Here is a 21069-nt window from a genome sequence, read left to right on the forward strand (position 1 = left end):
CATGAGCGAGTTACAATTCAGAGATTATGATTTAAATGAAGAGATTATCAAGGCGCTGGACGTACTGGGCTATTCGAGCCCGACTGAGGTGCAGAGCAAGGTCATTCCTGTAGCCCTCGGCGGCCAGGATCTGATTGTCAAATCCCAGACCGGCAGCGGCAAAACCGCCTCGTTCGGCATTCCCGTCTGTGAGCTGGTGGACTGGGCCGAGAATAAGCCCCAGGTGCTGGTACTGACGCCGACACGTGAGCTCGCCGCACAGGTGAAAGAGGATATTACGAATATCGGCCGTTTCAAACGGATCAAGGCGGTAGCTTTGTTCGGCAAGCAGCCCTTTGCCCCACAGAAGCTTGAGCTGGCCCAAAAAACACATGTCGTCGTTGGTACGCCGGGACGCGTGTTCGACCATATCGAGCGCGGCACCCTGCCGCTGAACAAGATCAGAACGCTAGTCATTGACGAAGCGGATGAGATGCTCAGCATGGGCTTTATCGAGCAGATTGAGAAGATTATCAAGCAACTGCCTAAGGAGCGGGTTACGATGCTGTTCTCGGCCACGCTGCCTGAGGCGATCAAGAACCTGTGCCGCAAATATATGACGTTGCCTGTGGATATTGAAATTGAAGCCAGCGGGATTACGACGGCGACGATTGAGCATGCGCTGATTGTGGTCAGACAGGCTGCCAAATTCGGGCTGCTGCTGGACCTGCTGACGGTGGAGAATCCGGACAGCTGTATTATTTTTTGCCGGACGCAGGAGCAGGTAAACGATCTGTTCCGGGGGATGGCTGACCAGGAGCTTCCTGCGGACAAGCTGCACGGCGGGATGATGCAGGATGAGCGGTTTGAGGTGATGAACGCGTTCAAGCGGGGCCAGTTCCGTTATCTAATTGCTACAGATGTAGCTGCCCGCGGCATTGACATCGAGAACATTACCCATGTGATCAACTACGATATCCCGATGGAAAAAGAGAGCTACGTGCACCGCACCGGCCGGACCGCCCGTGCAGGCAAAAGCGGCAAAGCAATTACGCTCGTTACCCCTAATGAGCATAAATGGGTGAAGGACATCGAGGGCTACATCGGGTTTGAACTCCCGCAGATGAAGGCCCCGTCGGAGGATGCCGTGGCCTATGCCAGGCCGGCCTTTGAACAGAAGCTGGGCAAACAGCAGGTCCGCAAGGCAGGCAAAACGGAAGTTATGAACCGGAACATTATGAAGCTCTATTTCAACGGCGGCAAGAAAAAGAAGCTGCGTGCGGTCGACTTTGTCGGCACGATTGCCAGGCTTGAGGGAATGACCGCCGATGATATCGGGATCATCACTATCCAGGATAATGTAACCTATGTGGATATTCTGAACGGTAAAGGCCCAATGGTACTGCAGGCAATGAAGGATACAACAATCAAGGGCAAGCTGCTTAAAGTGCATATTGCGAAAAAGTAATACCGGAAAACGGGAGAAGGTTAAAGCGGCAGCTGCGGTGAAGCGCAGTTCAATGAGACCCTCCGGGAGCCCTGCTTCACTGCGGAAGATTTGATCCCGCAGTGAAGCAGGGCTTTTTGTTGTCGGAGCAGGCCGGGTGCAAGTAACGTGATATTTTGGGCTGCAAACATCTGCGGATTAGCGTACATTTCAACATAACTATCACAAGTATGCTGCTGAAGGGGATGGGGAAGATGATAGACGTGAGAAGCCGGGAATTTGCGGTTCCCTTTTTGCAGAGCCTGATTCAGACGGATACCTGTAATCCGCCGGGGAATGAGCACCGCTTATCCCTGCTGCTGTATGATTTTTTGCAAACGGCCGGGGTTGACAGCACGGTCCGGGGGATCGGGCAGGGCCGAAGTAATCTTGAGGCTGTGTTTGCCGGCGCCGCCGGAGGCAGAAAGCTGATGTTCTGCGGACATTTGGATACGGTCAGCGCCTGGACTGCCGAAGCGGGGAAATACCCGCCGCATGGCGCTGTAATTGAAGGCGGCCGGATGTACGGCCGGGGCACCTCTGATATGAAGGGCGGGCTGGCAGCCATGCTGCTCGCTGCGGTGTCGCTGCAGCAGGAGGGGATCCGCCTGGGCGGTGACCTGATCTTTCTGGCGACAGCCGGTGAGGAGGTCGACAGCTGCGGGGCACGGCAGTATGCACAGGAGCATAACCTCGAGGAGCTGGACGGCCTGGTCATTGCCGAGCCGACAGGCAGCCGGGTCGCTATCGGCCATAAGGGAGCCTTATGGCTGCGGATTACGTTATTTGGCCGGAGCGCCCACGGCTCCATGCCGCAGCTTGGGCTGAATGCGGTGGAGGGGATGATGGAAGTCATCGCACTGCTCCACCGGCATGCGCTGGAGTGGCAGGCCCATGATCCTGTGCTGGGGACAAGCAGCCTGTCGGTCAATACCATCTCCGGCGGTGTACAGACGAATGTCATAGCTGACCGTTGTACCATCGACGTGGACATCCGCACCGTTCCGCCGCTGCAGCATGCGGAGCTGCTGGCTGAGATAACAGCCAGGCTGGCCGATATTCAGCAGCTGAAGGCTGGCTTCCGCTATGAGGTGCAGGAGCTGTTGGACCGCAGCGGAGTCTATACTCAGCCGGACGAGGAGCTGATCCGGACCGCACTTGAGCTTGCCGGCGAGCCGGGGAGGACGGCTGGACAAGGAGTTGAGGCGATCGCTGCGGGTACCCGTTTGGCTGTTGATCATGAGGTTGGGGGAGTAGACGGGAACGTTGGCGCTACAACGGGCGGAGGTGTGGACGGGAATGTTATTGCTCCAACAGGACGGGGGACAGCTTCTCCAGCTGTGCAGGGCGTGTCCTATTACACGGATGCATCCGTGCTTCACAATCACGGCAAGCTGCCCGTGCTGATCTACGGTCCCGGTGACCCCGGGCTGGCCCATCAGCCGGATGAGTGGATCGATATTGAAGCGTATCTGGAATCGATCAGCTTTTACCGGGAGCTGGCGGTTCGTTTTCTTGGAGCAGCTGGGGAGTAGGATGCATCCTCATTCCTCGAATTTGTTCATTCTAACGGACACAGAGGACGTTATTCTTCGAAAAATCTGGCTGCCGCAAACCTAACGGACCCAGATGCACTTATTTGCCGCAAAACGGAGCTTTTTTGCCGGAATAGCTCCAGATAAAGGCGCAGGTGTCCGTCCCTCGTATTTAAGAGTTTCTCTCACAAATACTCACTCATTCGCAGGATTTCAACGTACTGGAGTAACAGGGAGTGCGAGTTAATGGTGGGGGTTGAGCTGCCAGGAGCGCTAGGGGCATGCAGGAACAAAAGCAGCGTATGACGTGCTTTAATCCAAGGATATCCTGCATACTCCACTTGGCCCATGGAGGTTCACCCTCCCAGATCTCTACGGGTCTATGCCCTCACATTCCTTCGTTACACCTGTCCATGGCGTGGAGACCGATAGCGTTTAGTTAACGGGTCAAGGCCCTTCCGGACACACACACTCGGTTCTCTTATACATGCAATGTTGTAGAATCCTGCGAACAAGTCAATTCTCGTGGTTCCAATTTATGCGGCAACTGGGGCTGCAGATGCACTTTGGTATGATTCCCCTCGCTGGACCATACCGATCAGGATACGAGCCAGCTTGCCAATCAGTTTAAAAAGCGACGCCTGCTTCTTCATGCCCCGTTCCTGGTTGTGCGTATGCCACCGCTTAAAATCCGGGTTTTGCCGCACCAGATTCAGCATTCCCCAGTAGAAGTGCTTGCGGAGCATGCTGTCCCCCCGCTTGGAGAGCTTGATTTGCCCTTTGAACTTACCGGAGGTACACTCAGCCAGATTCAAACCGGCTCGTCGTAACAATTGCCTGCCGTGCGCATACAGGCGCAGGTCGCCCGCTGAGGCTAGAATGGCTGCCAGCGTCATCGTGCCAAGACCCGGGATACTTCGTAATTGCTCAGCCAAAGGAATTTCTTGCAGGATCCGCCCGAGGGCCTCCTCTATTTCACCGAGCATGACGGTTACCTGCTTGTAGGTTTGAATCAGGCGGTAGAGGTCTTGCCGTGCTTCTTCCGTTGCTCTCGTATCCCCAATACTGCGCGCTGCTGCTGCAAGTAACGCGCCTGCTTTCGCTCTGCCACTGACGCCGGAGGCCCGTTTCATCCCTTGCTTGCGCCAAAGTTTAATCACCTCATCCACACTCAGTCTCTTTAGATCACATGGCAAAGGACAAGCGTGGAGCGATGCTAGCGAACGAAGCACTGTCCAGTCCGGAAAGACTTGGCGGAATTCGGGGAAATAAAGGTCGATCCAGCGGACGATTCGATTGCCCAAGCTTATCGATTGCTTTACCCAGTACTCTCTGTCACTCATGAGTGTCTTTAGACGCTCAAAAGTGGCTTCCTGAGTCACATAGTCTGTGTAGTAGCCGCGACTGACCACGTCTGCAATGACAAGCGCATCCTTGGGGTCATTCTTGGATGGGCTATTGTCCCGGTTTTCCTTATTACGGTGGGTGGTCACCGGGTTCACCAACACCACCTCAATCCCTTGTTGAAGCAGCCAATTGGCAAGGTTAAACCAGTAATGCCCCGTAGGTTCAAGTCCAATAAGAAGGGATGTTAGCCGGTGCTTGCTCTGGGCTTCTTTTACCCAACGCAAAAGCTTCTCAAAGCCTTCTAGCGTATTGGGAAAAGACAGATGGCGGGGAGTAAGCGAACGCCCGCGAAAATCGGTCATCTGCGCGGCGTGCATATCCTTAGCAATGTCGATCCCAACCACTACATGCTGCACCGTAATTCGCTCAATACGTTGATTCGTTGTTTCGTTTCGGTTAAACTTCATAGTAAGCGCCTCCTGATGAGTTTTTGGGCTTCCGACCCCTTATACTCTCATCATACGAGGCGCTCTTGTTTTTGTCTAAGCCAATAACTTAGCGAATACAGGAATGTTTAGAATAGAAAACGAAGCTATTTTGGTAGGATAAGGTCACTGGGGTCCGTTAGAAATCCGAAAGTTGGAGCAGCAGGATCAGTAATAGCAGTAACAGCAGTAATAGGAATAATAGCAATGCCAGTGTTAGTGTTAGTAGAAAGTAGTTTTAGCAGAGCAAGCAGTATTATTAATATTGACAGTAGTATTAGCATAGTTAGCAGAAGTAGCAAACTTAGCAGTAACAGTGGTGTTAGAGCAATCATAAGCAGTAAACAAAAAAGTGTAACACCGCCGATCCGGTCTCCGTATATGCCCTTTTATACCGGCACCGGAGGCTTCACGCCATAACAAAACAACCTTCCGCCGGACGGCCAGCAGGCCGGGGAGCGGAAGGTTGTTTCTGCTTGTTTATTTTGTTGTACGGTATACGTTACGCGTTATACTGCGCCTGATACAGGCGGCTGTAGGTGCCGCCGGCGTTCAGCAGCTCCTCGTGGCGGCCCTCCTCGGAGATGCCGTCCTCGTTCACGACGATAATCCGGTCGGCATTCTTGATGGTGGTCAGGCGGTGCGCGATAACCAGCGTAGTGCGGCCGACAGACAGCTCGGCCAGGGACTGCTGGATGGCTGCTTCGGTCTCGGTGTCGAGCGCGGAGGTAGCCTCATCCAGAATCAGAATCGGCGGGTTCTTCAGGAACATCCGGGCGATGGCCAGGCGCTGCTTTTGTCCGCCCGACAGCTTCACACCGCGTTCGCCGATGACGGTGTCCATACCGTCCGGCAGGGAGTTAATCAGCTCCTCCAGATGGGCGCGTCTGGCGGCTGTCCAGATTTCCTCAATTGGCGCACCGAGCTTGCCGTAGGCGATATTTTCACGGATCGTACCGGAGAACAGGAACACGTCCTGCTGCACAATTCCGATCTGCTTGCGCAGGGAGTGCAGCTTCATGTCACGGATATCGGTGCCGTCGACGGAGATGGCACCGCCGGTAACATCATAGAACCGGGGCAGCAGGCTGCAAATGGTTGTTTTACCTGCACCGGAAGGACCGACAAAGGCAATCGTCTCTCCGGCTTTTACCTTGAGGCTGATCTGATTCAGCACAGGGCGGTCAGCTTCATAGCCGAAGCTCACGTTCTCAAACACAATATCTCCGCGCAGGGAGCCAGCTTCAATGGCATTAGGCTTGTCAGCAATGTCCGGCTCAGTATCGATAATTTCCAGATAGCGCTTGAACCCGGCGATGCCCTTCGGATAGCTCTCAATAACGGCGTTGATTTTTTCAATCGGCCGGAAGAAAATGTTCGACAGCAGAATGAAGGCAACGAATTCGCCGATCTCCAGCTCACCCTGGATAAAGAACCAGGCACCGCAGATCATAACCACAATCGTAATCAGCCGGGTCATCATATAGCTGACCGAGGAGCTTTTGGCCATCAGCTTGTACGCCATCAGCTTGGTCCGGCGGAAATTCTGGTTGTCTTCAGCGAACAATACCTTCTCATGCTCTTCATTGGCAAAGGACTGCACCACGCGGATACCGCCGACATTGTCCTCAATCCGGGCGTTGAAGTTACCGACATTACCAAACAGATTGTGGTAGGTAGCGGTCATGTTCCGTCCGAAGTGAATGATGACCCAGGCCATAATCGGCACAATAATAAAGGTTATAACAGCAAGCTGCAGGTTGAGGTCTGCCATCAGGATAAAAGCGCCGATCAGCGTCATTATCGCAATAAAGACATCCTCAGGACCATGGTGGGCGACCTCGCCGATATCATTAAGGTCATTGGTGATCCGTCCGATCAGGTGACCGGTTTTATTATTATCGAAGAAGCGGAACGACAGCTTCTGGATGTGGTCGAACATTTTTTTGCGCATATTGGTTTCAATGTTGATTCCCAGCATATGCCCCCAGTAAGTAACCACATAGTTCATGACCGTGGTCAGCGCATAAATAGCCAGCAGGGCAATACAGGCAAGCAGAATCAGCGGCCAGTCCTTGCCAGGCAGCAGCTCATCAATAAATTTATTAACAGCTACCGGAAAAGCAAGCTCCAGCAGTCCCGCGCCTACCGCACAGGTGAAGTCGAGAATAAACAGCCCTTTATAAGGCCGGTAGTAGGAGAAAAAACGACGCAGCATCTCTTGTTCACTCATTTCTGTAGGAATATGTATTGTTAGTTGAGAGTCATTCTCAACAACCTTATTCTTAGGATACTAAAGAGGGTTGCCCGATTTGTCAACCATTGTCATGCGCATAGAGAGGCATTAATTCATGCCGCTATACCCAGTCCATGCCGGATGTTTCCTCATATTTTATGATTATTCAAAGGACAAAGGAGGAGATATCATGAGCGAAAATATCGGCGGATACAGCCCGTTCACTTCGACTGGCGCCATTCTGGTATTGTTCATCCTGCTTGTTATCATTTCTAAATCCCTTTGGGTATAATGATGGGCTAAGGTCAGCTGAACCCGCCGCTCCTCCGGGACGGCGGGTTTGCTGTGCTACATAAACGTGAGGCGGTCCGGTAAAAACATAAGCAATTCCGGCGGGCAGAGGTTATAATGTTACAATGTGTGTTAGATCATCCGGCTACATAGGCTGACAAGCTCCGGCTTTTCGGCTGCCGGCAATGCAACAAGGAGGAACATCATGTCTGTAAGTACGCAAGACCGGGCATCCGCGAAACCGGGGGTGTCGACTGCCAAGGCCGGCACCGGCGGGCTCCTGCTGGTGCTGGGTATTATTTTTGTGGCCGCCGCCCTGCGTGCGCCGTTTACGTCCGTCGGTCCGCTGCTGAAGCTGATCCGGGACGATCTGGGTCTGTCCAATACGCAGGCCGGGTTTATCACAACGCTGCCGCTGCTTGCATTTGCCTTGCTGTCGCCGTTTGCACCGCGGCTGGCCCGCCGCTTCGGGCTGGCCCGGGTGCTGCTGCTCGCAATGCTGGCATTATCTGCAGGGATACTCATCCGTTCTGCTGCGGGTGCGTTTACCTTTTTCGCAGGCACAGCGGTTATAGGACTGGCTATTGCCGTCTGTAACGTTCTGCTTCCCGGGCTGATCAAGGGGAGGTTCCCCGCCCGGATTGGACTGATGACCGGCATATATACAGTCTCAATGAACCTGTGTGCGGCTGCTGCCTCGGGTTTCAGTGTACCGCTTGCCGCTGAAGCAGGCTTCGGCTGGCGCGGAACGCTTCTGATGTGGTTTATCATTGCTGTTCTGGCTGTCGCATTGTGGATTCCGCAATTAAAGAGCTCCGTTCAAAGTAAAGGAGGCCAGGGAGGGAAAGCTTCCGTAAATGTATGGAAGTCACCTCTGGCCTGGCAGGTTACCCTGTTTATGGGGCTGCAGTCCCTGCTCTACTATGTCTTGATCTCCTGGTTCTCGGTCATTTTGAGCGAACGGGGGATGACTCTGGCCCAGGCGGGCTGGATTCTGTCGCTGATGCAGCTTGCCCAGTTGCCGTTCACTTTTTTTGTGCCGCTGTGGGCAGGAAGATTAAAGAACCAGCGCGGGCTTGTTCTTATTACATCGGTTCTGTTCTTTACCGGGATTCTCGGCATCTGGCTGGGCAGTACCTCCTGGATGGCGCTGTGGGCGGTCTGCATCGGGATCGGCGGCGGCTTTGCCTTCGGTCTGGCGATGATGTTCTTCAGCCTGCGGACAAGAAATGTGCAGGAGGCAAGCGAGCTGTCCGGTATGGCCCAGTCTGTGGGCTATCTGCTGGCGGCTATGGGTCCCGCGCTGTTCGGGCTGCTCCATGATGCAACTGGCAGCTGGAACCTGCCGCTGGCTCTGCTCGCCGCAGCAGCGCTGCTGTTATTCGCTGCCGGTATGGGAGCAGGCAGAAATAAATACGTAGACAGCAGCCGGGGCTGATAGAGCCGGCAGGCTGTAAATGAGATCGCACTGGACAATGCTTGCCCGTGCGGTCTTATTTTTTAATGGCAGTGACCCGGATTCTGCGGTAATCCATCACCCAGACGCCGTCTTGAAACAGCCGGGGCTTAAGCTCCTGCTCCATATAGGCAAGCACTTCCTTCCGCTCTTGAGGAGTAAGCACGCTCAGTATGCCGTCGGCAAATGTATTCAGCCAGCTTCTGAAGCCGTCCTCTCCGCCTGCCAGCGGGGTAGGGCGGTCATAGCAGAGCGCAAGCCCGGCGGTCAGCCCGTGCTGCTCCAGCAGTGAGGTGTATTCTGCGATACCAGGGAAATACCAGGGCAGCGAGAGCTTATCGGGGCACCCTGCAGCAGCAAAGGCGGCAGGCAGTGTGTCCACGACTGAAGCGATATTGCCCTGGCCGCCGAATTCGGCGACAAAGCGCCCGCCGGGACGCAGGCTTGCGGCAATGCTCGCTGCTGCACCACTGGCATCCTTCAGCCAGTGCAAGGCGGCATTGCTGAAGACGGCATCTGCAGGCGTAGCTGCGGTATAGCTCTGGCCGTCAGCCAGAATGAATGCAAGCTGCGGATGTTTATGACGGGCTGTAGCGAGCATCTCAGACGAGGCATCGATTCCGGTAACAACAGCGCCATGGCCTGCAATTGCGGCAGCCAGGTCGCCGGTTCCGCAGCCCCAATCGAGGATGCGTTCTCCAGCCTCGGGCTTCAGCAGACCGATCAGGGACTCCCCGTATTGGGACACAAACGCCATATCCTTATCATAAGTTCCGGTATTCCACTTCTGATTCATGCATGCAACACACCTTTCCATACTTGGTTTAATTATGTTGTAACATGGCAGCCGGTTATAAGTGAAATATATAAAGATTATCAGTTCTATAGCTTTAACCTATTGAAATACAGAGAAAATGCCGTAAAGGCTGAACAGAATGAGAAGAACGGCAGAAGTCCGGCTAAGAAGAAGGCTGAAGGATCCGGGAAGCCTGCCCCGGATCCATACTATTATAAGGGTCAGAAGCAGCCACCAGCCGAAGGAGCCGATTGCAATGCCGGCCGGGAGAAGCAGCGAGCGTCCGCTTGTGCCGCCCAGGGAAGCAGCCAGCGCGATGAAGCTGAGGACGGTTGCCGGGTTGGAGACGGTTAACAGATAGGAAGAGATGAAGCAGTAGAGGCTTCCGCGGTGCGGCATCTCGGCGGAAGCGGCTGCATCTGCCGACCGCCAGGCTATGACTCCGAGATAAAGGATGAACAGCGAGCCCAGCAGCTTCAGCGGTATGGCATATCCGGAAGTGAACTCACCCGCTGCCCGGAATCCGGTTACCGCAATAAGGGCGTAGCTGGTATCTGCCAGAGCAATGCCGGCGCCGGTGGCAAGACCGGCTGACAGTCCCTGCCGCAGAGTACGGTTCATGCAGAGCAGCGACACCGGTCCGACCGGTGCGGCAATCAGAAAGCCGAAGCCCAGGCCGCTGAGCAGAGCAGGCCAAGGCATCATGGTGTACCGTTCCCGTGCGGCAGGGGGATATTCGGGGTTTCTTTTACGGTGCCGAGAATAATAGTTGTCCTGGTGCGGACGATGCCCGGCAGGCTCTTCAGCTCGTCGCTGATAATCCGGTCCAGATCCCGTGTTCCCCTGCAGCGCACCTTAAGGACATAATCATCGTCACCGGCGGTATGATGGCATTCCTGAATTTCCGGCAGCTTTTGCACAAGGTCAAGAAAAGCCTGCCGGTGTGCCGGACGCTCAAGTGAGACTGCGACCAGTGCCCCGAGTCCATAGCCGGCGGATTCGGCGTCAATCAGCGCGGTATACCCTTTAATAATTCCCTGCTCCTCCAAGCGTCTGACCCGGTCAGCAGCAGCCGGGGAGGACAGGCCCAGCAGGCCGGCAAGCTCTGCCCACGTAATTCTTCCGTTGCTCATAAGCGCTTCGATAATTTTGATATCCAAAGAATTCACGTTCATTATCCTTTCTTTATTAGGTTTATAATCATATATAACTAATTATATAAATAAAAAATGATAATTTACAGTGTTTTTTAATGTTTTATATATAGTAATCCGGATGATGCGCGGAGAAATATGAGTAAAACCTCTTGCTTTTAATCACGAAAGAGAGTATATTCTTAATTACGGTGATTGAATCACTGAGATACATAATTTGCGGTCGTGGCGGAATTGGCAGACGCGCACGGTTCAGGTCCGTGTGGTAGCAATACCGTGGAGGTTCGAGTCCTCTCGACCGCATCATAACCATTAAACCCTTCTAAACGAAGGGTTTTTTGTTTGTCTTTGACTTATCTGATATCCTCAATCACACTGGTGATTGGGGATTTTGTATAAATAGATGTCATCTTTCGTTCTGGGGCTTCAGAACCCGGGCAAGTTAGCCGAAAAAAGGTATAATATAAATGAGTTGAGACCCTGAATTTTACAGAGGAGGCAATGTCTTTGACCGATATCCTTTACAAAAATCTATTCCTGCGGTCTTCTTCCGGATTTGCGGTCGTTTCACTTAAGGACGGGCTTATTGAGCTGGCGAATCCTGCACTGTGCCGCATGTTTGGATATACCGAGAAGGAGTTTCTGGGTCTCCGTTATCTGGATATATCGTGTGCAGAGGAGATAGACCGGGAGGATCAGGAACGGGTAATGAGGCTCCTGCTGAACAGTCCGGGTGCGTCAGTGGACAGCGAAGAGCTGTTTATCCGCAAGAGCGGGGACATGTTCTGGGCTGCTCTGCACCTGTCACTCGTTATGGATGAAGCTGCCGGAATTCCTGTATATATGATTGCCGAGCTGCAGGACATTACAGAGCGTAAGGAAGCAGAACAAAGAATCCGTAAGGAACATAACCTCTATAATCTGATTACCAGCAATACACCGGATATGATCTCGCTGGCTGAGCCTGACGGGACCATTAAATATGTGTCACCTTCCGTGGAGAAGATGCTGGGATATCCGGCCCATGAAATGCTCGGCAAAAAAAGACCTGAGTATTATCATCAGGAGGATGCCGATGAGATGAGGGAGCCGGGAAAGCTCTATTCGGATAAGGATGTATTTACGAGAAGGGTCAGGCATAAGAACGGGAACTACCTCTGGATTGAAAGCTCCTTTCAGGTGATGCGGGATGCTGAAGGGGAAGTGGAACAGGTGCTGACCGTGGCCCGGGACATTACAGAGCGCAAGAAATATGAGGATATGCTGGCAAGCGCCCAATTTTTGGCCAAAATGGGCTCCTGGGAGTGGGATCATGCCCGGAAGGAGCTGACAGTTTCCAAGGAGCTGCGCCATATCTTCGGATATACCAGCGACTGCAGCAATCACTCCCTGTACGATCCGCAGCTGATTCAGGACCGGATTGATCCGGAGGATTTGCCGGAATTAATGAAGGCCATCCGGGAGTGTCTGAATACCGGCGGAAGCGGCAGTATGGTATTCCGGATTACAGCGGCGGAAGGGAGCCGGAAGTACATCAGTGCCCAGTGGGAAGCGGTTTACGGAGACCTCGGAGAGACGCGTCAGATCAGCGGTGTAGCCCAGGACGTGACTGCACGCCGGGTTATGGAGGAGCAGCTGCGGGACAGCGAGCTGAATTACCGGCTGATCTCGGAAAATTCCCAGGATTTCATCACGCGCAATGCGGCAGACGGAGATGCGACTTATCTGTATGCCTCACCTGTCTGCCAGCAGATGTTCGGCTATACGCCCGAGGAGATGGTCGGGACAAAGGGAATGGGATATATCCATCCGGAAGATGAGGCCCGGGTCCAGCAGTATATTCTTGACGGGATGGACGGGATAAGGCTGGAGCCGATTGTGTTCCGCTTTTTGTGCAAGGACGGCTCCTATCTGTGGGTGGAGACGACGCTGCGCCATATCCGTTACGGCACCGGGGGGACTGATGAGATCATCGGCGTAACCCGGGATGTCTCGGACCGCAAGCAATACGAGCTGAAAATGATGGAAAGTGAAAACCGCTACAAATCGCTGTTTGAGTATAACCCCTCCGCTATTCTGGCAATGGCGCTTGACGGCCGCATCGAATCGCTGAATGCCAGCCTGCAGCACCTTACCGGCTATACCCGTGATACGCTGCTCAACTCCTCATACAGTGAGCTTATCGATCCGGAGGGGCTGGACTTTGTGGCTGAGCGTTTCACACTGGCTGCCGGCGGGGCGGCACAGTCCTTTGAGTGCAGGCTGATCCGCAGAGAGGGGCAGCTGGTTGAGGCAGGGATGATTTATGTGCCAATCATGCAGGATTCCCGGGTCACTGGTGTATTTGCCATTATAAGTGATATTACAGAGCGCAAACGGCATCTGGAGCAGATTGAAAAGCTTAGCTATGAGCATGCGCTGATTCTGAATTCGGTCAGCGAGGGGATTTTTGGCATCAGTCTGGCCGGGGAAACGGTATTTATTAATCCTGCAGCCTCTGCAATGCTTGGCTTTGATTCTGTCCAGGGCGGAGGAAGCATCGAATTGCATGCCATACAGCAGACCAGGCTGGACGGCGATCCTTATCCGGGAGGCGGCAAAACGCTGCCGGAATGGTTCTCCGAGCATTTGTCCTATGATGAGAAGGAGGGTGTATTCTGGCGGCAGGACGGCTCTAGCTTCCTGGTCCGGTACCGGATGACTCCGCTGTTCGACAACGGGGTGCAGAAGGGCATTGTGGTCGTATTCCGTGATATTACGGAGGAAAAAGCAATTGTACGGGCCAAGGAATCAGCCGAGCAGGCCGACCGGGCCAAATCGGAATTTCTGGCCATTATGAGCCATGAGCTGCGTACACCGATGAACGGCATTATCGGAATGACCGACTTGCTTACAGGCACCGAGCTGAACGAGGAGCAGGAATATTACACGCAGATTATCAGTAAAAGCAGTGCCTCGCTGCTGCATATTCTGAACGAGGTGCTCGACTTCAGTAAAATAGAGGCGGGAATGATGACGGTTGACCTGCAGACGGTTGATCTCCGGCAGGTATTGGCTCATGTTACCGAAATCTTTTACCCGCGGGTGATGGAAAAAGGGCTTGTCCTGGATACGGAGCTTGATCCCGCGCTGCCGCCGCTGCTGGTTACCGATGAAATGAGGCTGCGCCAGATCCTGATTAACCTGATTGGAAATGCCGTTAAATTTACAGATGAGGGCTCAGTCCGGCTGTCTGTGAGGCTGGAGGCATCCCTGGAAACCGGTGTGGTAATCCTGAAATTTACCGTAAAGGATACCGGGATCGGCATTGCTCCGGAGAGCCAGGGGCTGCTGTTCCAGTCCTTTTCGCAGCTGCACCCGTCCATTAACCGCAAGTACGGGGGGACCGGACTGGGACTGGCCATCAGCAAAAAGCTGGTCGAGCTGCTGGGCGGGGCAATCGGTGTGGACAGCAGGGAGGGCGAAGGGGCGGAGTTCTATTTCACAATCGAGGCCCTGCTTCCGCGGCAGGATTCATCCCAGGAGTATATCACGGCTGGCGAAGGCGGCAAGCAGGTGACGGTGAAGAACAGGCCCAGCGAGTATTCATTCGGTGAATTTGGCCCGCTGTCGATTCTGATTGCCGAGGACCACCCGGTGAACCTGCAGATTATGCAGGCCTATCTCAAGAAGCGGGGTTATGCTGCGGATGCTGTCCTGAACGGGCTGCAGGCAGTGGAGGCAGTGCGGCTCCACCGCTATGATCTGGTGTTTATGGATGTCCAGATGCCGCTGCTGGACGGGTTTGAAGCGGCTATGCGGATCAGAGAGGAGCATGGCCGGTACCCTGTAATTATAGGAGCTACAGCTTTTGCCCAGAAGGAAGACAAGGAGATGTGCCTGAGGGCAGGCATGCAGGATTTCATCTCCAAGCCGATCCGCCCGGAGGAGCTGGACAGGGTGCTCAGGGAGTGGTCAGTCCAGCTCCGCCAGTAGGAAATCTTCATCCGGGGAGGATTTTAGTATGAAGCGGCTCCTGTATACGCTGTTTGGCTTACTGTATGCGCTGGTTACTTTTTTTGGAATAGGGCCGGTGCTGTTTGCGGACGGAGCTCCGGCAGAACGGGTTATGACGCTTGCTGCGGTGCTGCTCATTTATGTTCTGCTTACATTGGTCCTGCGGGCGTTGCTTAGACGCCTGTCCAAACGTTGACAAAAGCTGCTCTGCTGTCTATATTTATACTATTCGTAATACTTACGTATAATTTGTGGCAGCGAGAGGATAACAGTATTTGATATGATGAAACGCGGCGATTTTATAATTATTATTCTGGTTTTGCTGCTTGCCGGCGGAGTCTACGGGTTCAGATGGCTGGATGTCCGGGGAGAGCAATATGAGCAGGGTGATCTGCAGGCGGTGATAACGATCAACGGCAAAGCCTACCAGACGGTTACATTGACCAAGGAAGAGCAGATTATTGATATCCAGACCAAATACGGCCATAACATTCTTAAGGTATATGATTACGGCATTCAAATGACCTATTCGGATGCCCCGCTGCCTATCGCGCTGGACATGGGCTTTATCTCCAGCCCGAGGCAGCAGATTATCTGTATCCCGGCCAGGCTGATGGTTGAGGTCGTAAACCCCGGTTCCTCGATTGACAATGATGATGAGCTGGATGCGGTTATTTAGCCCCCGCTTCTTCAGGGCTGCTGCTGATCTGCTCCCAGGCGGCAACAGAATCGGCATTGGAGTACACGTAAGGCGTGGCGGGCTGGAGGATCGGAGTCACACGCTCCGCCGTAATCCGGATGACCTCTTTACCCTGATACTGCGCAATATGAAGCTTGCCCTGCACCTCTATCCAGGTGTCTGCGGGCAGGCTTATTTGCGTCTTTGGATCTAGCAGGATGCCAAAGGGGGTTGCGTCTGCCGTGCAGCACTGGACCAGAAAGCGGCTTACCGCAAAGGAACTCCCGTCTGTCCCCTCCCCTTTGTACAGGAAGCCGGACACTTTGATCTGCTTGCCTTCAAACTGCTTCTTGTACAGGTCAATGGCGCCGAAGGTCTCGGAAAAAATCTCCGGGTGCACCGTGATTACAGGCTGCTTATACAGTCTGCCTGCAAGCTCGGCGAATTCCTCCTGATAGGGATTGGAAGCCGTGAACCGCTCGCCGCTGCCTTCTTCTGGTGAGATGTAGGTTAAGGAGACGCCTTTTCTGGCAGCAGCAGCGCTGCCCAGCGCCCGGTCCGGCAGCAGGAAGCCAAGCAGCAGCGGAAACAGGAACAGGCCATATAACGCGGTGCTCTTGAGCATAGAGCGGGGCAGCTGATGCTCGCAGTCGCATAGTGCGCTGCTTTTGCCGAACAGAGCCTGCAGCCCGAGACTGGCCGCCATCAGTGCCAGCGGTACCGGACACAGCCTGATCCAGCGCGCGAGCTTGGGGGCTACATAATAATGCAGGGCATCCTGCTGGCTTAAATGGGCGATGTAGAGCGCAAAGCCGAGCAGAAGGACCGCTCTGAGCAGATAATGCACGCGGATGCTTCGCGGATCATTCATAGGGGCCTCCTGTAAAGTGTACTAGAGCCAGTTTGAAGCTATCACGGAGCCGATAAATACGGCCGATACGATGAGGAAGAACAGATAAAGGGCAAATCTGGTTTTGAACAGCGAGAGCAGCATCAGCGAATTTTTGAAATCCAGCATCGGTCCAAGCACCATAAAGGCCAGCAGGGAGCCGGATGGAAAGGTATGCAGGAACGTGGCGGCGACAAAAGCGTCTGAAGTCGAGCACAGTGACAGCACAAAGGCGAGTCCCATCATGAACAGATATGAGCCCAGCGGCATCCCGCCGATCGCTTCCAGACTGCTGTGCTCCATAAAGGTCTGAATGCCGGAGGTCAGGAGGCAGCCGATGATTAAATATTTGCCCATTTCAAAGAACTCATCCGAAGTATGCACCAGCACGGAGGCGAATCTGCCCCCGCGGGTACTGAGCTGGTGCGGCTCCCCGGTTTCGCGTCTGATGGACAGCCGCAGCGGGGATTTGGTGATGGTCGCGTAAATGATTAATCCTACAGCCGCAGCTACGGCAAAAGCCAGTCCCATCCGTGCATAAGCAAGCCAGGGATGCGTGCGGAAAGCCGTCAGTGTAGCCCCGTACACGACAGGGTTCAGGATCGGGCCGGACAGGATGAATACGACAGCGACATACAGCGGCATCCCCTTTTGCATCAGCCGCCGGACCAGCGGAATCATCCCGCACTCGCAGACTGGAAAAAGGATGCCGAGCAGACAGCCGAACAGGATCGCCGGGACCGGACGCCGCGGAATCCAGCGCGAGATCCATTCATCCGGCACGAACACGCGCAGCAGGGAGGAGAGCAGTGCGCCGAGCAGCACGAACGGCATGGCCTCCAGCAGAATTCCGATAAAGGCGGTTTTGAAGCTGTGCAGATACGTATTGTCCAGCAGCTCAGGGTGAGCAGGCAGCCAGACCACGCCGAGGATGATCAGAAACACGGCGGGAACAAGCAGGGGCAGCAGTTTGAACGGTGAAAAGATAGTCAAGGCGTTGTCAGGCTCCTTCCCGTCTCCTTGCTTCAGCTGAACAGCCTGGACCAGCGTTCCGTCAGATGCTGCTCTTCCAGGCCCAGGCCGATAAATACGATATAAGACTGCCCGGGATAGCGTGATGCTTCCCAGCTGATACGGTTTCCGGCGAACTGGACCAGCTGGACAGGCTGCAGCTCCTGTCCCTGTCCGGCCAGGCGGACATGCCCCTTGGCTCTGAGCAGGCTGCTGCCGCATTCACGGAAGAAGGCTTCGAGCACTCCGGCTGACAGCCCGTGCACAGCAGATTGCGGAAATGTAAGTGTAACGGCCGACACCTGCGAATAGGAAGCGTTGGGCTCTGCTTCCCGCTCCTGCAGCGCCGTGGCTCCGGAGGCATGTCCGGGCTGCGTTCGCTTCAAGGGGGCGCCGCTGACGGGCAGCGCCCGGCGCTGCGCAGCTGCTGTGCGCGGCTCTTGAGGAATAATGCCGTCCAGCACAGGGGCCAGATTAATCTCGCTGTAATGGGTAAACACAATTTCCGACTCCATATTGTATTTACGGACCGTCTTTTCAATTCTCCAGAGCCTCTCGGGCTCGACCAGGTCTGACTTGTTGACGATCAGCAGATCGGCCCCGGCAAGCTGCTTGCGCAGGGTACGCACCAGCTGCTTGTCTGAGGAGAAGCGGCTGTTGTATTCCAGCACATTTTCCGCATCCAGTACGGTAACGGTATAGTGCAGGTTTACTTTTTCACTGAGCGGCAGCTCATGTAAGGTCAGAGCGATCTCCTCGGGATCGGCAACACCGGTCAGCTCGATATAGATAATATCGGGCCGCCTTGCGAGTACGGCATTCAGGCTGCGCGGCAGATCCTCTCTGCGGCTGCAGCAGACACAGCCGTCCAGCAGCTTTTCCACGTTGGCCCCGGTCTGCTCCTGCAGAATGTACCCGTCCACATCCCGTTTCCCCAGCTCATTCATGACAACTCCGGGGCTTAGCCCCCGTGCCTTGCTCTCCTTAAGCAGGGTGAGCAGGAGGGTTGTCTTCCCGCTCCCCAAAAAGCCGCTCAATATCATCACCGGTATCTTCATGGTCCACACTCCCGCTTTTATTAGTTATGAATTACTGCAAGAATCATAGTTTCATAATTCCATCTATACGTGCTGCGGCTGGCAGAAAGACCATCTTTTTTAAGAGAGTGCTTGCGTTGCTGGTAGGAATTTTTTTTCGCTGCAGATGGTTGACATTTGGCCGGGGAAGAATGTATGATGTGTAAATCGTAATAATTACGAATAAGTTAAGGGAGCTGAATACTGTGAGAGTAACCGTTACTTTGGCCTGTACTGAGACAGGCGACCGCAACTATACCACTGTCAAGAACAAGAAAAATAATCCGGAACGCCTGGAAATGAAGAAATATTCCCCGCGCCTGAAGCGCGTTACACTGCACCGTGAGACACGCTGAGCCTTCATCGGCTGACGGTAATTACAATAAAACAGCAATAAGGAGCGTAACGATGAAAAAGATACCTGTGACTGTGCTGAGCGGATACCTCGGCTCCGGCAAAACAACCCTGCTCAACCACATCCTGCAGAACCGGGACGGGCTTAAGGTGGCTGTGATCGTCAATGACATGAGTGAGGTTAATGTGGATGCCAATCTGGTGAAATCCGGAAACACCCTGTCTCGTACAGAGGAGACTTTGGTTGAGATGTCGAACGGCTGCATCTGCTGCACACTGCGTGATGATCTGCTGCGCGAGGTGAGTAAGCTGGCTGCTGAAGGACGGTTCGATTATATTCTGATTGAATCCTCGGGCATCAGCGAGCCGGTGCCTGTCGCCCAGACCTTCACCTATGCCAATCCGGAGCTGGACATTGATCTGACTGAGCTGGCCCGGCTGGATACGATGGTTACTGTGGTTGACGCTAACCGGTTCTGGCATGATTTTGCCTCAGGAGACAGCCTGCTTGACCGCAATATGACTGCGGGCGAAGGCGACATCCGCGATATTGTCGATCTGCTGATCGACCAGATTGAAACCTGCGATGTGCTGCTGCTCAACAAATGTGATCTGGTAGAGGAGCAGGAGCTGAACAAGCTGGAGGCTGTGCTGCGCAGATTGCAGCCATCCGCCAAAATCATCCGGACAGTCAAAGGTGTGGTTGACCCGAAGGAGATTCTGAACACCGGACGGTTCGACTTTGAGAAGACAAGCATGTCCTCCGGCTGGATTGCCGAGCTGAACAAGGAGGAGCATACGCCGGAGACGGAGGAATACGGCATCGCCTCCTTTGTCTACCGCCGCAGAACACCGTTTCATCCGCAGCGGCTAAGCTTTTTCTTCAGCAACTGGCCGGAAGAGGTCGTGCGGGCCAAGGGGCTGGTATGGATTGCCGCGAAGGGTGATCTGGCAGCGACCTTGAGCCAGGCGGGACCGTCGATCCAGTTCGGACCGGCCGGCTACTGGCTGGCGACACTGCCGGAAGCGCAGCAGCGTGAGGTTCTGGCAACTGAGCCTGATGTGCAGGCCAGATGGGACGAGCAGTGGGGCGACCGGATGAACGAGGTCGTGTTCATCGGCATCGGAATGGAGCGCGCCGCGCTGGAAGCCCGGCTCGACAGATGCCTTCTGACCCCGGAGGAGATGGGGCAGGACTGGGAGCAGTTCAATAATCCGCTGCCTTGGGTAGCGGAGGAGCTGCTGGCCGCAGGGCAGGAGTGATAGCGGGTTGATTAACGCTAGTAATCTGACTGATGAGGAACGCAGCAGCAAGCTGGATTATATAGCGATTATGCGCCAGAATCTTGAAGCGCTGAAGATAGCCTTAAATGAATAATTCAGAAAGCGAAGGGAGCTAATACAGCATGGCAAAGAAATCCAAAGTGGTAAAAGAGCTTAAACGTCAGGAGCTGGTCGCCAAATACGCAGACAAACGCAGAGAACTGAAGGCAAAAGGAGATTATCTGGCTTTGCAAAAGCTGCCGCGCGATTCCTGCCGGACACGCCAGAAGAACAGATGCGCTGTTACAGGCCGGCCCAGAGGCTACTTAAGCAAGTTCAAGGTATCCAGAATTGTCTTTCGTGAGCTGGCGCTGAAGGGTCAGATTCCCGGTGTCACCAAGTCCAGCTGGTAAACAAAAAGCACTACAGCTCTTTAGACTATAGCTCTTCAGAACTGCAGCGTGAAAATGAAGGCCGTTTCCCGTAACCACAGGGAAGCGGTCTTTGTGCTGTGCTGGAATTCCCTTTGCCGCAGTATCTGCTTGAGTTATGATAGAGGCATTACAGCCAGCTGTAAGAAAAGGAGGCAGACAAATGAGCTACAGCAACACCTTCATCCGCGTCGCGGCAGATTGTCCGGTTGAGACAGGGACAGTGCCCGTAACCGCAAAGCTGCAGCCGCCGGCACATATTATCCAATATGAGCTGCTTATGGACAATCCCTACAGGTTCACGCATGAGGAGCTGCTGTATGAGGTTCATGTGCGCCACAAGCAAATACCGGAGGAGGAGCGCAGCGCCAGGAAAGCCGAGATCTGGGACGGGCTCTTTTCCAAAAATCATCCCTGTCTGCGTGCGTCCATGCTGCCAAAGCGCTACGGCTGGGGAGTGCATTTTGATGCTGACGGTGAAATAGCCATTTACGGCAAAGAGTCGCCGGAATATGACCGGTTTACCTCGGGTGCGGACAGCGGGCTGACCCTGCTGAATGCGATGCGCAGCAAGCGGAGCTAGAAATGGAAGGAGGTCTAACGCA

At 54.2% G+C, this 21069-nt stretch carries 19 protein-coding genes and 1 tRNA gene; 12 read left to right on the plus strand and 8 right to left on the minus strand.

The window, feature by feature from the left end:
* Position 1: 1 nt before the first annotated feature.
* Positions 2 to 1447 (plus strand): DEAD/DEAH box helicase, encoded by a 1446-nt coding sequence (locus R70723_RS10685; RefSeq protein ID WP_039871906.1) that lies wholly within the window; start codon positions 2 to 4, stop codon positions 1445 to 1447.
* A gap of 233 nt (positions 1448 to 1680) precedes the next feature.
* On the plus strand, positions 1681 to 3000 hold the full coding sequence (locus R70723_RS33980) for a M20 family metallopeptidase (RefSeq protein WP_039871908.1): 1320 nt from the start codon (positions 1681 to 1683) through the stop codon (positions 2998 to 3000).
* Positions 3001 to 3536: 536 nt separating this feature from the next.
* Here R70723_RS33980 and R70723_RS10695 read toward each other — a convergent pair.
* Together R70723_RS10695 and R70723_RS10700 are read right to left on the minus strand one after the other, a co-directional pair.
* Complete coding sequence (locus R70723_RS10695; RefSeq protein ID WP_039870016.1) at positions 3537 to 4814, minus strand: IS110 family RNA-guided transposase; 1278 nt, start codon at positions 4812 to 4814, stop codon at positions 3537 to 3539.
* A gap of 520 nt (positions 4815 to 5334) precedes the next feature.
* Positions 5335 to 7050 (minus strand): ABC transporter ATP-binding protein, encoded by a 1716-nt coding sequence (locus R70723_RS10700; RefSeq protein ID WP_039871909.1) that lies wholly within the window; start codon positions 7048 to 7050, stop codon positions 5335 to 5337.
* A 208-nt stretch (positions 7051 to 7258) separates the two neighbouring features.
* Between R70723_RS10700 and R70723_RS33730 the strand changes: the two genes are divergently transcribed.
* Both R70723_RS33730 and R70723_RS10705 read left to right on the plus strand, forming a co-directional pair.
* Complete coding sequence (locus R70723_RS33730) at positions 7259 to 7360, plus strand: dihydroorotate dehydrogenase (protein WP_197071799.1); 102 nt, start codon at positions 7259 to 7261, stop codon at positions 7358 to 7360.
* Between the two features lie 204 nt (positions 7361 to 7564).
* Complete coding sequence (locus tag R70723_RS10705) at positions 7565 to 8797, plus strand: CynX/NimT family MFS transporter (RefSeq protein ID WP_039871912.1); 1233 nt, start codon at positions 7565 to 7567, stop codon at positions 8795 to 8797.
* Positions 8798 to 8852: 55 nt separating this feature from the next.
* Here R70723_RS10705 and R70723_RS10710 read toward each other — a convergent pair whose 3' ends face one another.
* From R70723_RS10710 to R70723_RS10720, 3 genes are all read right to left on the minus strand, one after another.
* Positions 8853 to 9611 carry a methyltransferase domain-containing protein gene (locus tag R70723_RS10710; RefSeq protein ID WP_039871914.1) on the minus strand — a complete coding sequence of 253 codons (759 nt, stop codon included), beginning with the start codon at positions 9609 to 9611 and terminating at the stop codon, positions 8853 to 8855.
* A 99-nt stretch (positions 9612 to 9710) separates the two neighbouring features.
* Entirely contained in the window at positions 9711 to 10316 is a 606-nt protein-coding gene (locus tag R70723_RS10715; RefSeq protein ID WP_081957345.1) for a LysE family translocator, read from the minus strand.
* Positions 10313 to 10780, minus strand: a complete 468-nt coding sequence (locus R70723_RS10720) for an Lrp/AsnC family transcriptional regulator (RefSeq protein ID WP_197071800.1) — start codon at positions 10778 to 10780, stop codon at positions 10313 to 10315. Before R70723_RS10720 ends, R70723_RS10715 begins: the two co-directional genes overlap by 4 nt.
* 204 nt (positions 10781 to 10984) lie before the next feature.
* Here R70723_RS10720 and R70723_RS10725 point away from each other — a divergent pair.
* From R70723_RS10725 to R70723_RS10740, 4 genes are all read left to right on the plus strand, one after another.
* Positions 10985 to 11068: transfer RNA gene (locus R70723_RS10725), tRNA-Leu, on the plus strand.
* A gap of 204 nt (positions 11069 to 11272) precedes the next feature.
* Positions 11273 to 14740: a PAS domain-containing hybrid sensor histidine kinase/response regulator gene (locus tag R70723_RS10730; protein WP_052421265.1), complete on the plus strand. Its 3468-nt coding sequence runs from the start codon at positions 11273 to 11275 to the stop codon at positions 14738 to 14740.
* 28 nt (positions 14741 to 14768) lie between these two features.
* Positions 14769 to 14957 carry a DUF6954 family protein gene (locus R70723_RS10735; RefSeq protein WP_039871918.1) on the plus strand — a complete coding sequence of 63 codons (189 nt, stop codon included), beginning with the start codon at positions 14769 to 14771 and terminating at the stop codon, positions 14955 to 14957.
* Between the two features lie 84 nt (positions 14958 to 15041).
* Positions 15042 to 15440, plus strand: coding sequence for a NusG domain II-containing protein (locus R70723_RS10740; protein ID WP_052421266.1), 399 nt, complete (start codon positions 15042 to 15044; stop codon positions 15438 to 15440).
* Here the strand turns inward: R70723_RS10740 and R70723_RS10745 are convergent.
* The 3 genes from R70723_RS10745 to R70723_RS10755 are packed head-to-tail and all read right to left on the minus strand — an operon-like array spanning position 15433 to position 18398.
* Positions 15433 to 16311, minus strand: coding sequence for a TIGR03943 family putative permease subunit (locus R70723_RS10745; RefSeq protein ID WP_039871920.1), 879 nt, complete (start codon positions 16309 to 16311; stop codon positions 15433 to 15435). The genes R70723_RS10740 and R70723_RS10745 overlap by 8 nt on opposite strands.
* A 21-nt stretch (positions 16312 to 16332) precedes the next feature.
* A complete protein-coding gene (locus R70723_RS10750) occupies positions 16333 to 17322 on the minus strand; it encodes a permease (RefSeq protein WP_039871921.1) in 990 nt (329 codons plus the stop codon).
* Between the two features lie 32 nt (positions 17323 to 17354).
* A complete protein-coding gene (locus R70723_RS10755) occupies positions 17355 to 18398 on the minus strand; it encodes a CobW family GTP-binding protein (RefSeq protein ID WP_039871922.1) in 1044 nt (347 codons plus the stop codon).
* A gap of 224 nt (positions 18399 to 18622) precedes the next feature.
* Here R70723_RS10755 and rpmG point away from each other — a divergent pair, with 224 nt between their 5' ends.
* From rpmG to R70723_RS10775, 4 genes are all read left to right on the plus strand, one after another.
* Positions 18623 to 18772, plus strand: a complete 150-nt coding sequence (gene rpmG, locus R70723_RS10760; protein ID WP_039871924.1) for a 50S ribosomal protein L33 — start codon at positions 18623 to 18625, stop codon at positions 18770 to 18772.
* Between the two features lie 52 nt (positions 18773 to 18824).
* Positions 18825 to 20033 carry a GTP-binding protein gene (locus R70723_RS10765; protein ID WP_039871927.1) on the plus strand — a complete coding sequence of 403 codons (1209 nt, stop codon included), beginning with the start codon at positions 18825 to 18827 and terminating at the stop codon, positions 20031 to 20033.
* Positions 20034 to 20176: 143 nt separating this feature from the next.
* Positions 20177 to 20446 carry a 30S ribosomal protein S14 gene (gene rpsN / locus R70723_RS10770; RefSeq protein ID WP_039871930.1) on the plus strand — a complete coding sequence of 90 codons (270 nt, stop codon included), beginning with the start codon at positions 20177 to 20179 and terminating at the stop codon, positions 20444 to 20446.
* 181 nt (positions 20447 to 20627) lie between these two features.
* Positions 20628 to 21047: a DUF6157 family protein gene (locus tag R70723_RS10775; protein WP_039871932.1), complete on the plus strand. Its 420-nt coding sequence runs from the start codon at positions 20628 to 20630 to the stop codon at positions 21045 to 21047.
* Positions 21048 to 21069 lie beyond the last annotated feature (22 nt).

Origin of the sequence: Paenibacillus sp. FSL R7-0273, from assembly GCF_000758625.1 — a bacterium.
In the GTDB taxonomy this organism is placed as follows: Bacteria; Bacillota; Bacilli; order Paenibacillales; family Paenibacillaceae; genus Paenibacillus_AQ.